At 74.0% G+C, this 13,690-nt stretch carries 8 protein-coding genes; 7 read left to right on the forward strand and 1 reads right to left on the reverse strand.

Annotation, left to right across the window (positions count from 1 at the left end; translation table 11 throughout):
* On the forward strand, positions 1–967 hold a 967-nt coding region (locus ACZ4K2_RS03875), incomplete at its 5' end, for an MSCRAMM family protein (protein ID WP_467769940.1).
* Positions 968–1,075: 108 nt separating this feature from the next.
* Here ACZ4K2_RS03875 and ACZ4K2_RS03880 read toward each other — a convergent pair.
* Positions 1,076–3,601: an FUSC family protein gene (locus tag ACZ4K2_RS03880; protein ID WP_467470152.1), complete on the reverse strand. Its 2,526-nt coding sequence runs from the start codon at positions 3,599–3,601 to the stop codon at positions 1,076–1,078.
* A gap of 420 nt (positions 3,602–4,021) precedes the next feature.
* Here ACZ4K2_RS03880 and helR point away from each other — a divergent pair, with 420 nt between their 5' ends.
* The 6 genes from helR to ACZ4K2_RS03910 all read left to right on the forward strand — a co-directional run bounded on the left by helR (position 4,022) and on the right by ACZ4K2_RS03910 (position 13,562).
* Complete coding sequence (gene helR, locus ACZ4K2_RS03885; RefSeq protein ID WP_467470154.1) at positions 4,022–6,172, forward strand: RNA polymerase recycling motor ATPase HelR; 2,151 nt, start codon at positions 4,022–4,024, stop codon at positions 6,170–6,172.
* 206 nt (positions 6,173–6,378) lie between these two features.
* Entirely contained in the window at positions 6,379–6,975 is a 597-nt protein-coding gene (locus ACZ4K2_RS03890; protein WP_467470156.1) for a helix-turn-helix domain-containing protein, read from the forward strand.
* A gap of 323 nt (positions 6,976–7,298) precedes the next feature.
* Positions 7,299–8,105 carry an aldolase gene (locus ACZ4K2_RS03895; RefSeq protein ID WP_467470158.1) on the forward strand — a complete coding sequence of 269 codons (807 nt, stop codon included), beginning with the start codon at positions 7,299–7,301 and terminating at the stop codon, positions 8,103–8,105.
* Positions 8,096–9,025, forward strand: coding sequence for a dihydrodipicolinate synthase family protein (locus ACZ4K2_RS03900; protein WP_467470160.1), 930 nt, complete (start codon positions 8,096–8,098; stop codon positions 9,023–9,025). Before ACZ4K2_RS03895 ends, ACZ4K2_RS03900 begins: the two co-directional genes overlap by 10 nt.
* Positions 9,026–9,312: 287 nt before the next feature.
* Positions 9,313–10,107, forward strand: a complete 795-nt coding sequence (locus ACZ4K2_RS03905) for an SDR family NAD(P)-dependent oxidoreductase (protein WP_467470162.1) — start codon at positions 9,313–9,315, stop codon at positions 10,105–10,107.
* A gap of 668 nt (positions 10,108–10,775) precedes the next feature.
* The gene (locus tag ACZ4K2_RS03910) at positions 10,776–13,562 is read left to right on the forward strand and encodes an AAA family ATPase (protein ID WP_467470164.1); all 2,787 of its coding nucleotides are present in this window, start codon (positions 10,776–10,778) and stop codon (positions 13,560–13,562) included.
* Positions 13,563–13,690: the final 128 nt, after the last annotated feature.

Consider the following 13,690-nt stretch of genomic DNA (forward strand, 5'->3'; position numbering starts at 1 on the left):
CACCTGCACCACCGACACCAACGGCCTGTGCACCCGCACCGTCGAAACCGGCACCTACTACTGGCGCGAAACCACACCCCCCAACGGCTACGACCTCCCCGACCCCAACACCTTCGGCCCCCTCACCCTCACCGAAACCAACACCGACACCGGCGTACAGATCGAAGCCGCCAACACACCCACCAACCAACCCCAACCCACCACCGGCGAAGTCCGCGTCAGAAAAACCGACGCACAAACCGGCGCCACACTGACCGGCGCCGTCTTCGAACTCTGGAAGGAAACCAACAGCACACCCGGCCTCCAGACCACCGGCATCAACCCCGACACCCGACTCGACGGTACCTGCACCACCGACACCAACGGCCTGTGCACCCGCACCGTCGAAACCGGCACCTACTACTGGCGCGAAACCACACCCCCCAACGGCTACGACCTCCCCGACCCCAACACCTTCGGCCCCCTCACCCTCACCGAAACCAACACCGACACCGGCGTACAGATCGAAGCCGCCAACACACCGAGCCAGGTGCCGGGCACCGAGGGCACCATCAAGGTGGAGAAGACCGACGCCGAGAACGGCACGCCCCTCGCGGGCGCGGTCTTCGAGCTGTGGCGGGAGAGCAACGGGGTGGCCGGGCTGCAGACCTCAGGCGTCGACCCCGACACCCGCGTCGGCCAGGACTGCTCCACCGACGTCCGGGGCGGCTGCACCTTCGACGACCTCGCGCTCGGCGCGTACTACCTGCGTGAGACCGCCGTGCCCGAGGGCTACCGGCTGCCCGGCAACCCGGTCAGCGGCCCGCACGAGCTGACCGCGGCCAACGTCGAGCAGGGCATCACCGTCCGGCTCGTCAACCGGCGCGACGAGGACCACGACGGCGGTCACGACGGTGACCATGACGGCGGCCACCACGGTGGCTACGGCGACTACGGCGACTACGGCAAGGGCTACGGAGACGAGTAGCGGCACGTTCGGCACCCCTCCCGGCGCCGCCGGGGAACGCCGGCCGCGGGGCACCCGTCCCCGCGGCCGGCGTCCGCGTTCCGGCGGCCGGCGGACCCGTGCCGGCGTTCAGCGTTGCCGGTCGTGCCGGACGGCGCTCGGTGCCCCGGCGGCGGGACCGGCACCGGCGGCCGGGGTGCCGTCGACTCCGGGCCCCGGGGCCCGGGCCGTGCCGTCGCCGGTACCGCTCTCCGGGGTCCGGGAGGGACCCGTGATCCGTGTCAGGTCGGTCATGAGGGAGGCCAGCCAGGCCGTGGTCGCGTAGTAGCGGCGTGGAGCGCCGGAAGGTTCCGCGGCGAAGGCCGCCGGGGTCGGATCGACCGGCGGGATCGGCATGACCGGGGTGTCGTCCCCGGGGTCCAGCGCCGCCGAGACCAAGAGCATGCGGCCCGCCACCCGCTCCCCCAGCGCGCCGGCCGACTCCGCCGCGGCGGGACCCAGCGCGGTGAGCGGGGGCTCCAGCAGCCGGGCGGAGCCCCACAGGGTGTGGTGCCCGGCGATCAGCGTCGCCTGCCAGTCCACGACCGGCGGCGGCCCCGTCCCGCGCCGCGGTCCGCCGAGGGGCGGCGGCTCGCTCTGCAACTGCGCGTAGGCGGACTCCGCGAGGACGACGGCGTGTTGCAGCGACCGGCGGCCGGGCACCTCCGTCCGGGCCGCCGCCGTCGCGCCGCCGGCCACGGACGCGCTGGTCGCCATCACGATCTCCGCCGCCCTGCGCATGAGTTCGGCCCCCGCACGGTGCATCTCGTCATGGGCGCCCCGGGGCCAGGCGAGCACGCCGCAGACGACGCCGATGACGCTGCCGACCAGCACGTCGAGCACCCTGACCTCCGCCAGCCGCCACGTCGGCTGCGCGAGCTGAGCGAAGACGAGCGCCACGAGCACGGTGAACAGTCCCTGTGCCCAGCCCGTGCCCTTGACCGGCCCCACCGTGAAGGCGAACAGCATCCACACCGGCAGCAGGACGGCGTAGACGGCGGTGTCGGAGCCCACCAGGAGCAGGATTCCGGCACTCACCACGGCCCCGGCCAGGGTGCCCGCGAGCGCCGGGCGGATGGTCGACCAGGTCTCCCCCAGCGTGGTGCGGGTGAGGGTGAGCGTGGCCAGCATGGCCCAGAAACCGTGCGGCAGGGTGTCCAGCCCGGCCACCAGCCGGACCGCGGTCAGGGCCAGCGCCATCCGCACCGCGTTCTGGAAGAACACGGACCCGCGCCCGGCGTGGCCGCGCATCCGGTGCCACCACAGGACCGGGGCCCGGCTCCCGGCGTACCAGAAGCGGCCCGCCTGCGCCTGCGCCTGCGTCGAGGCGTGGCGGCCGTGTACCGCCAGGTCGGCGGCCGCACCCATCGCGAGCGCCGCGTCGGCGATCTCCAGCACGGCGGCGTGGCGGCGCAGCACGGCGGGCGGGAAGCCGGCGGGCCGTGCGGCCCCGGCGGGCGGGGGCGACGCGTGCGCCGGGGCGGGAGGCGGGCCGGCGGACAGGCCGGACAGCCCGGCGCGCGCCGCGGCCAGCTCCTGCTGCCGGGCCGCGGGGGACGTACCCGTGCGCAGGCAGCGGACGGTCGCCGCCGACAGCCGGGCCACGGCGTGCAGGACGGCGGCGACGCCGGGGGTCGTTCCCGGTGCCGGCTCGGTGGGAACGCCGGGGACGGTTCCCGGTACCGGCCCGGCGGGGGCGCCGGGGACGGTTCCCCGTGTCGGCCCGGCGGGCACACCGGAGGCCGTTCCCGGTACCGGCCCGGCGGGCACACCGGAAGCGGTTCCGGGTACCGGCCCGGCGGGCACATCGGAAGCTATTCCGGGTACCGGCCCGGCGGGGACGCCGGGCGGCGTCCGTGGCGGCTCGGCGGGCAGTTGCGCGAGTCTGCTGAGCAGGGTGCGGGCGGCCAGGCCGGTGTGGGCGAGGGCGCGGTCGCGCACCCCGGGTCCGGCCGGGCGTTCCGCGTCCGGCACGTCGAGCGGCCGCAGCGCCTGACCCGCGGCCCGGGCCGCACGGACGTCGGCTTCCGGCAGGGCGTGCGGGGACGCCGCGAGACGGACCGCGCAGTGTTCGGCGGTCAGGGCCGCCCGGGCGGCCCGCTCCCGGTACGGCGGCGGTCCCGGCTCGCGCAGGAGCAGCACCTCGGCGGCGGCGAACAGGAGCACGCCCGTGGTCGTACCGACCAGCCGTTCGGCGAGCGAACCGGGATCGTAGGGCGGGAAGGACGGCAGGATGTACAGGAGTTGGAGGCCGGGGGCGGCCCCGGCCGGGCGGGGTCCGCCCACGGCGGCGAAGGCCAGCGCGAAGCCGATGACCGACATGCCGACGACGGCGCTCCAGGTCCGCACCGACAGACAGGTGCCGGCGACGACCAGGACCCAGCACACCGGCACCAGGCGCAGGACCGTCCTCGCCCTCTGCCGTCCGGTGCCGGGGATCCGGGCGAGCCCGCCCAGCGCCACCACGCTGAACAGGGCGTACGTCGCCGCCACGGGGCGGCCGAGGCCGTAGCGGAAGGAGCAGAAGCCGGCTGCCGCGACGAGCGTCACGCGCAGGGCACGACGGCCGGGGGCGGCGTAGGCCGCCGGCAGCCGAGCCCCAGGTACACCCCGCACCTCTTCAGGATCACCCGTCCCGCGGCATCCGGCACCTGGGATCACGGACCGACGGCACGGTGGGGGACGGAGGGACGGCCGCGCGGCCGGACATGCGGAAGGCAAGGAGGCCACCCGCGCTCCTTGCCACTCTCAACGTATAGCGCACCGGGGGTCTTGCGGCAAGACCCCCGTCGTACCGCAGAATCGGCCGCCGAAGCCGCTCTCCGGACCCCCGCCCGCCCTGCTCGTGGTGGCGGCGCGGGCTCCGCCCGGCACCGCGCCCGCGACCGCGTACCGGCACCCGCCCGGCGCGTCCGGCACCCGGCCCGCACCACGAGAACCGCAAGAGCCAAGTACCGCAAGTACCGCAAGAACCGCAAGAACCGCGGCAGCTACGAGAACCACGAAGCCACCAACGGCCTCATCGGAGTGAATGACGTGAACCCCGCCCTGCACGCCAGTGCGTTCGACCTTCCCCAGCGCCTCGCCCCGAAGGCCGATCCGGCGTTGATCGCCGCGGACGAGGAGCACTTCGCGGCCGTCGCCGAGTGTCTCGAACGGTCGACGGCCGAACTGACCGAACGGCTGGCCGCCGAACGCAGGGCGCCCGGCGGCCGGGGCCGGCAGGCGATGGACCGGGACGCGGAGATCCACCGGCTGACCGCACGGCTGCGCACCCTGCGCCGCTTCGGTCTGGACCTGTGCCTCGGCCGCATGGTCCCCGAGGACGGCGCCGACCCCGTGTACGTCGGCCGGCTCGGGCTCACGGACAGCGCGGGCCGCCGGCTGCTGGTCGACTGGCGCACGCCCGCGGCCGAACCGTTCTTCGGTGCCACCCACGCCGACCCGATGGGACTGGCGAGCCGCCGCCGGTACCGCTGGACCGACGGCCGGGTCGGCGACTACTGGGACGAGGTGTTCACCGAGGACGGACTGGCCGGCCATGCCGCGCTCGACGACCAGTCCGCCTTCATCGCCGGCCTCGGCGCCAGCCGCTCGCCGCGGATGCGGGACGTGCTCGGCACCATCCAGGCGGACCAGGACGCCGTCATCCGGGCGGACTCGCGCGGAGCCCTCGTCGTCGACGGCGGGCCGGGCACGGGGAAGACCGTGGTCGCCCTGCACCGCTCCGCCTACCTGCTGCACTCCGACCCCCGGCTCGGTCACCGGCGCGGCGGTGTGCTGTTCGTCGGGCCGCACCGGCCGTACCTGGCCTACGTCGCCGACGTGCTGCCCGGCCTCGGCGAGGAGGGTGTGCGGACCTGCACGCTGCGGGACCTCGTCGCCGAGGGGGCCGCGGCCACGACCGAGGCCGACCCGGAGGTGGCCCGGCTGAAGTCGTCGGCGGACATGGTGCGGGCCATCGAGACGGCCGTCAGGTTCTACGAGGAACCGCCCGCCGAGGGGATGACGGTCACCACCCACTGGTCGGACGTCCGGCTGACCGCCGACGACTGGGCCGTGGCGTTCGGGGCGGCGGAGCCCGGCACCCCGCACAACGAGGCCCGCGAACAGGTACTGGAGGAGCTGCTGGCGATCCTGGCGGACCGGCACGACGGCGACGCACCGCCCGAACTTCTGCGCAGGTCGCTGCTCGGGAACCGGGAGCTCATGGCGGCCCTCGACCGCGCCTGGCCGCTGCTGGAGGCGGCCGACCTCGTGGGAGACCTGTGGTCCGTACCCGCCTACCTCCGGATGTGCGCCCCGTGGCTCGGCCGCGAGGAGGTCCGGCTGCTCCAGCGCGCGGACGCCCGGGCGTGGACGGTGTCCGACCTGCCGCTGCTGGACGCGGCGCGGCAGCGGCTCGGCGACCCGCGGGCGGCACGCAGAGCGCGACGGCGGGAGGGCGTCCTCGCCGCCCAGCGCGCACGCATGGCGCAGGTCGTCGACAACCTGATCGCGGCCGACGACGACGGCGAGGGCCTGATGACGCAGCTCCGCCGGGCGGACTTCCAGCGGAACCTGGTGGACGAGTCCGAGCTGTCCGGTGTCGAACGGGACCTGCTCGCCGGGCCGTTCGCGCACATCGTGGTGGACGAGGCACAGGAACTGACCGACGCGGAGTGGCAGATGCTGCTGCTGCGCTGCCCGTCCAGGAGCTTCACCGTCGTCGGGGACCGCGCGCAGGCCCGGCACGGGTTCACGGAGTCGTGGCGGGAACGGCTCGGCCGGGTCGGGTTCGACCGGATCGAGTCGGCCTCCCTGAGCGTCAACTACCGCACGCCGCAGGAGATCATGGCGGAGGCCGAGCCGGTCATCCGGGCCGTGCTCCCGGACGCCAACGTGCCGACGTCCGTCCGCTCCGGCGGCGTGCCCGTCGTGCACGGTGCCGCCTCGGAGCTGCGCTCGGTCCTCGACGCGTGGCTCGGCTCGCGGGCGGACGGGACCGCCTGCGTCATCGGTGATTCGTCCTACCGCGGATCGCCGAGGGTACGGTCGCTGCCGCCGGAGCTGACGAAGGGGCTCGAATTCGACCTGGTCGTCCTCGTGGACCCGGAGCGGTTCGGGGCGGGGGTGCAGGGGGCGGTGGACCGCTACGTCGCGATGACCCGGGCGACCCGGCGGCTCGTCGTCCTGCACAGCTCCTGACACCGCACCGGCCCCGAGGACGGTGGCCGCGCATGCCCTCCCGACGCGGTGACCCGGCGGTCTGCGCCGCCCGGGCCCGCACGGGCCGCCGGAGGACACTCGTGGCCGGCGTGCGAGGGTGGCGCCGGTGCGGACGGGAGTCGTCGGCCACCGGGGGCCGCCGCGCCATACTGGGGGGCCGTCCGGCCGACGCCCGGCCGAGGGGCATGGAGGGAAAGACTGTGATCAACCGGGTGCGGCAGTTGCGCAAGCAGCGGCTGATGACGCTGGAGGCGCTGGCCGAGCGCGCCGGCGTCACCAAGAGCTACCTGTCCAAGGTCGAACGCGGCCGGAGTGTCCCGTCGATCGCCGTCTGCGCCTCCCTCGCCAAGGCCCTCGGTGTCCCCCTGGACCACCTCTTCGCCGACACCGAGGAACCGGCCGAGGTCACCGTCACCCGGGCCGGGGAACGCCGGCCCCTCACCCCCGGCGACGACCCCGGCACCCGCTACGAGGGCATGGCGCTCGAAGCCGGGACCAAGAGCATGACCCCTTTCATGCTCCACCCCCCGCACGACGCCGACCACGCCCCCTTCCGCGACCACCCCGGCGAGGAGTTCATCTTCGTCCACCAGGGGGAGGTCGAGCTGATCCTCCCGTCCCGCACCATCACCCTGCGCCCCGGGGACTGCGCCTACTTCCAGGCCACCACCCCCCACAAGGTCCGCTCCCTAGGCACCGAGCGCGCCGCGCTCCTGCTCCTGGTCGCCGACGACCCAGCGCATCCGGACGCTCCGCGGGCGCCGCACTCCCGCCTTCCCTGAGCCACGAGCGCGCGTCGACGCCCGCACGTTCAGGTCTCCTGGTGATCAGCGCGCTCCGCCGTCGCCTGAGGTGTCGTCCGCGCACGCGCGGTGACACGGCCCGCCCGTCCCGAACGCCGGTCAAGTCGGGTGGGCTCGGGGCGGCTTGACCGTCCCGCACGGCTTCCGCCGTCCCGGGCACCGCTTTCGGCCATCCCCCGTGCCTTCCTTGCTCGCAGGAAACCAGGTGTCCTATGGTGAACGACGTTTCCTGAAGCGCCGCGTTCCCCGGCGCACGGACGCGGGGCCCGGCGACGGTCCGGGCTCCGGAACTGGAGCAGAAAATGGCAAGCACCCTGCGAGATCCGAAGGACGTACTCGTCGACCGCGCCCGGCGGCAGATGGACGGCCTCTTCGGCGACCTGGAGCTGACCACACGGCAGAAGGTGGCCCTCACCTGCCGTATCGCCCACGACGGCGGCCACGACTCGGGGCTCGCCGGCCAGATCAGCGCCCGCGGGCGGGAGCCCGGCACCTACTACACCCAGCGCCTGGGACTCGGCTTCGACGAGATCACCGAGGACAACCTGCTCCTGGTGGACGAGGACCTCCGGGTCCTCGAAGGCGAGGGCATGCCCAACCCGGCCAACCGCTTCCACTCCTGGATCTACCGGGTGCGCGAGGACGTCAACTGCATCGTCCACACGCACTCGCTGCACACCGCGGCCCTGTCGATGCTCGAAGTCCCCCTCGTGGTCTCCCAGATGGACACCACCCCGCTGTACGACGACTGCGCCTTCCTCCAGGAGTGGCCGGGCGTGCCCGTGGGCAACGAGGAGGGGGAGATCATCGCCGCCGCCCTCGGCGACAAGCGGGCCGTCCTCCTCGCCCACCACGGCCAGCTCGTCACCGGAGCCACCGTCGAGGAGGCGTGCAACCTGGCGCTGCTCATCGAACGCGCCGCGCGCCTCCAGCTCCTCGCCATGTCGGCCGGCACCATCAGGCCGCTCGACCCGGCACTCGCCCGGGAGGCCCACGACTGGACGTCGACCGACCGGCGCGACAAGGCGAACTTCGCCTACCACGCGCGCCGGGCGCTGCGCGGCCATCCCGACTGCGTCGACGTGGAGGCGGTCGCCGCATGCCTCTGAAGGGCATCATCGCCTACCCCGTGACCCCCTTCGACACCGCCACCGGCGAGGTCGACCTCACCGCGCTGGGCCGGCTCACCGAGGAACTGGTGGCGGCGGGGAGCCACGCCGTCGCCCCGCTGGGCAGCACCGGTGAGAGCGCCTACCTCCGCGAGGCCGAGTGGGACGCCGTGTGCGAGACCGCCGTGCAGACCGTCGACCACCGGGTGCCCACCCTGGTCGGCGTCTCGCACTGGAGCACGGAGGGCACGGTCCGCCGGGCGCGCGTGGCCGCCCGCCACGGAGCCACCGCGATCATGGTGCTCCCGCAGGTCTACTGGAAGCTGACGGAGGCCGAACTCCGGCGGCACTACGCCACGGTGGCGGCCGCCACCGACCTGCCGGTGATGCTGTACAACAACCCGGGCACCAGCGGGGTCGACCTGCTGCCGGAGACCGTGGTCGCGCTCGCGCGTGACATCCCCAACCTGACGATGGTCAAGGAGAGTTCCGGCGACGTGGCCCGCTTCCGCGCCATCCGGGAGCTGTCCGACGGCACGCTGTCCGTCTACAACGGGAGCAATCCCGTCGCGCTGGAGGCCTTCCGCTCGGGCGCCGCCGGCTGGTGCACGGCGTCGCCCTGCCTGGTGCCGCGGTGGGCCCTGGAGCTGTACGCCGCGGCGACGGCCGGGGACGACGAACGCGCCGACGCCCTCCTGGCCGAGCTGCTGCCCTTCCTGGAGTTCATCGTCGGCCACGGCCTGCCGCGGGCCGTCAAGGCGGGGCTGCGGATCCAGGACCGTCCGGCCGGCGATCCCCGGGCGCCGCTCATGCCCCTGCCGGAGGAGGAGACGGCCCGACTGGGGGCGATGCTCGGACACCTGGCGGCGCATCCCCTCGTACCGGGCGCGGCCACCGGCACCACGGCACCCGCCGGCTGAGAATCCCGCGCCGGGGCTCCGGTCCGGCGCCCGTGGTGCCGCCCGGCGCCACGGGCGGAGACCATGCCCCCGGCCACTGCCCGAGTACCGGTGGGCTCCGGGGCCTTCTGCCCGGCGGGGAGATGGCGTGCCGTCCCGTCCGCCCGGTGGACCGGCCCCGCGGCGCGGCCCGCCGGGCGGACGGGGCCGAACGGCCGATCGCCCTCGCGTCTGCCGTGCGTTCCCGGCCCCCACCGGCACACTTGACGGCCCGTGACATCCGCGACCGGAAGGGATCCCGTCCGCCCATGCAGATCGACCTGACAGGACGCACCGCACTCGTCACCGGCTCCACCCAGGGCATCGGCGCGGCCATCGCCGTGGCCCTCGCCCGGGCCGGGGCCCGGGTGGGCATCAACGGCCGGGACGAACGGCGGGTGAACGAGAGCGTCGAGGCGCTGGCCCGCCAGGCGCCCGGCGCGGAGCTGGTGCCGGTGGCCGCCGACGTCTCCCGCGACGAGGGCGCTGCCCGGGTGGCGGAAGTGCTGCCGCGAGTGGACATCCTGGTCAACAACCTCGGTATTTTCGGCTCCGCCGACCCGTTGGAGATCACCGATGACGAGTGGCGGCGCTACTTCGAGGTGAACGTCCTCGCCGCCGTGCGCCTCACCCGGCTGTACCTGCCCGGCATGACCGGGCGAGGCTGGGGGCGGATCCAGTACGTGGCGAGCGACTCGGCGGTCGTCATCCCGGCGGAGATGATCCACTACGGCATGTCGAAGACCGCGCTGCTGGCGGTGAGCCGCGGATTCGCCAAGAAGGCCGCCGGCACGGGCGTGACGGTGAACTCGGTGATCGCGGGGCCCACGCACACCGGAGGTGTCGAGGAGTTCGTGTACGAACTCGTCGACCGGGACCTGCCCTGGGACGAGGCCCAGCGCACCTTCATGCGCGAGCACCGCCCGCAGTCGCTGCTCCAGCGGCTGATCGAGCCGGAGGAGATCGCCCACATGGTCGTCTACCTCAGCTCCGAGCAGGCGTCGGCGACGACCGGCGGGGCGCTGCGCGTCGACGGCGGATACGTCGACTCGATCCTCCCCTGACGGGTCCCGGGCGCGGCGGGTTGCCCGAACGGGCACCGCAAGCACTGTCGGTGACCGGATTCACCGCGCCCCGTGCCCGGTTCCTTTCTTTAACCAACCGGTAAATCAACGGTCTGTAAAACGACGCCTCGACGGACGACCCGGATAGTAGGCAAGAGGGGTCACCAGGAGGGCTGTTGACAACGTTGGCCTGGACAGATACCGTCTCAATCTGCTATAAGCATTCAATCTTAATTCCTGTGACTCGACCAGCGAAGCTCGGGACTCGACCGGCAAATCCGCAGAACGCCTCGAATCATTCTCGGCCAGCAATTGGCCGAAACCATTCGCTCCACCCTTTCGGGCGCCCGGCAACCGTACCGGCGGTAAGCACCGGCACATCAATGCCGACCGCCATATGGACCCCCCGGTACGCGGTGAAAACGGGAGACCAGAGGATGCCACGCCTCTCGCGCGGGGCCGCCGACAGACCGCCGGCAGCCTCCCCCGCGGATGCCATGCCGACGGCCACACGCCGCCGACCAGGGGAGGAACCGATCCGGCGCGCCGCCTTTGCGGCGGTACCGCCACTCTCACAGACTTTTCACGAACCGTCGCGCGAGGCCGGCTCGTCACGCGGAATACGGGGCACGATCCGGCTCGGAGAAAGAATCCAGGGGGGATCCTCAATGCATCTTTTCGGCCGAATACGAGAACTGCAGGCTCTGACCGAGGCGTTCACCGACACCATGCGGGGAAACGGCCGACTGGTGATCATAACCGGGGGTCCCGGGTCTGGGAAGACCCAGTTGGTACATGAATTCCTCACCACGCTGAACAGCACAGACGCGCAGGTACTGACCGGTACCGCCGCCACGGCGGAACGAGATCGGCCCCTGGGGCTGGTGGGGCAATTACTGGGCAACGCCGAGGCGGAGTGCGCGATATCACACCGGGTGTCCCACGAGGTGAACGGACCGGCGGGGAACGGCCGCCCCCTCGGCTCCGCAGGGCACACCGTGCCCGACCCCACCGCGGACGGTTCGGCCGACACGCTCCTGCGCCTCGCGCAGGGTGAACGCCCCCTGGTCGTCGCCGTCGACGACGCCCACGCCATGGACCCGGCCTCCCTGCGGACACTCGTCCACCTGCTGCGCCTCGGCCGCTCCCGGCGGGTCCTCGTGGTGTGCGCGACGTCGGGCCACTTCGGCGAGGTGCGCTCGGCCGCCCACACGGAACTCCTGCGCCAGCCCCACCGCCGGGTACGCCTGGCCCCCCTGTCCCAGGCGAGCGTCGGCGAACTGCTCACCGCACAGACCGGACGGGCCCTGCCCGACGCCGTCCGCACCGCCTACCACCGGGCCACCGCGGGCAGCCCCCTCCTGCTGCACGCCCTGCTGGACGACAGCACGGGCTTCGGCCCCGAGATCGGCCCGCCCGTCGCCGGCGCCGCCTACCGCCAGGCCGTCCTCTCCCTGCTCCACCGCGGCGAGGCCGGGCACACCCGGGTGGCCCGGGCACTGGCCGCGCTCGGCCCCCTGGCCCGCACCCTGCCCGTCGCGGAACTGGCCGGGACCTCCCCCGTGGTCACACAGGAAGCCGTCGACACCCTCAACTCGGCGGGTCTGCTGGACGGTCACGCCTTCCGGCACCCGACCGGGGCCGCGGCCGTCCTGGAGGACATGGACGCCGCCGCCCGCGCGGGACTCCACGGCCGGATCGCCGACATGCTGTATCGTTCCGGCGCCCCCGCCGACGAGGTGGCGCACCACCTGTGCGCCGCCGGTCTCGTCCCGCCCCGGTGGGGCGCGCAGGTCCTGCGCACCGCCGCGGAACAGGCGCTGGCCGCGGACGACGTGGAGCGCTGCGCCGACTACCTCGGCCTGGTCCTGCGCGACTGCTCCGACGAACGCGAACGCCACGCGCTGTCCGTCGCCCTGGCACGCGCGCAGTGGCGCACCAACCCGGCGGCGGCCGGCCCCCACCTGGAGCCGCTGCGGGAGGCCGCGCTCGACGGCGGCCTGAGCATGCGGGACACCGCCACCGTCCTGCGCTACCTGCTCTGGCAGGGCGACACCGAACTGGCCGCCCGGGCCGTGGCCACGCTCGTCCGCGTCCAGTCGCCCGCCGACGCCCAGATCGTCGCGGAGGTGGAGTTCGTACGGCAGTGGTTCTACGGCGTCTCGCTCCCCGGCAAGGGCACCCCCGTGTCCGGCCTCGACCCGCGCCGCCGCCCCGTGACCGCCGACGGCGGCGGGCTGGCCGCACGGGTCGCGGTGCTCGTCGGCGGCGACGCCACCGACGAGTCCGCCGCGGCCGTCGCCCAGGCACTCCAGGGGCACCGGCTGGACCACCTGAACCTGGAGATGGTGGCGATGTCCCTGCTGGCGATCGCCCACGCGGACCGGCCCGGCCTCGCCGCCGCCGCCTGCGACGCGCTGCTGGAGTGCGCCGTGGAACGCCGGGCGACGACCTGGCAGGCCCTGCTCGGCGCCATCCGCGCGGAGATCGCCCTGCTCCAAGGGGACATGACCACCGCCTCGCAGGGCGCCCTGGCCGCCCTCGGCACCCTGCGCGCCCAGAGCTGGGGCGTCCTCATCGGCCTCCCGCTGTCGACGGCGATCTCCGCGCTCACCGCCCGGGGCGCCTGCGACGAGGCCGAGGAACTCCTCAAACACGACGTGCCCGAGCCGATGTACCACACCGTGTTCGGCATCCAGTACCTGCGGGCCCGCGGCCACCACCACCTGGCCACCGAACGGCCCTTCGCGGCGCTCGGCGACTTCGAGACCTGCGGACGGCTGCTGCGGGAGGGCAACCCCAGCCTGCAGAAGGGCATCCCCTGGCGGTCCGACCTGGCCCTGGCCAACCTGCGGATCGGCAAGGCCCGCACCGCCCGGGAGTGGGCCGAGGAACAGCTGCGGCTGCCCGGCGGCCACAGCTCCCGCGCCCGTGCCATGGCGCTGCGGCTGCTGGCCGCGACCTGCAAGCCGCACCGCCGCGCCTCGCTGCTGCGCGAGTCGATCGACCTGCTCAAGACGTGCGGCGACCGCTACGCGCTGGCCCAGGCGTACGCCGACCTGTCGGCGGCGCACTACGAGCTCGGCGAGTACGCGCGCGCCCGGCTGGTGGCCCGGCAGGCGGCGCGGGAGGCCGAGGCGTGCCGCATCGAGTCGCCGGTCGACGCGCACCTCCTGGAGGACCCGGCGCGCCCGGAGACGGCCGAGGCCGAGGGCGGCCCGGCCATCCTGAGCGACGCGGAGTGCCGGGTCGCCGGGCTGGCCGCGCTCGGGTACACCAACCGGGAGATCAGCACCCGGCTGCACGTCACGATCAGCACGGTGGAGCAGCACCTCACCCGCGTCTACCGCAAGCTGAACGTGGCCAGCCGTTCGGAGCTGCCGTCGAAGATGCTGGAGCACCGCATCCCCAAACTGTCCGACCGGTGGGCCGGCACCCACTCGTCCGCGGGCTGAGCGGTCCGCGGCTCCCCCCTCGGCGCCGCACGGCGCGGCCCCGCCGGTGACACCACCGGCGGGGCCTTGCCGAGTCCGGCCCGCCGGAGCCGGGGCCGCCCCGCCGGAAGCGGTGCGGCCCCGGCGGG

Source organism: Streptomyces sp. NPDC025833, assembly GCF_055558055.1.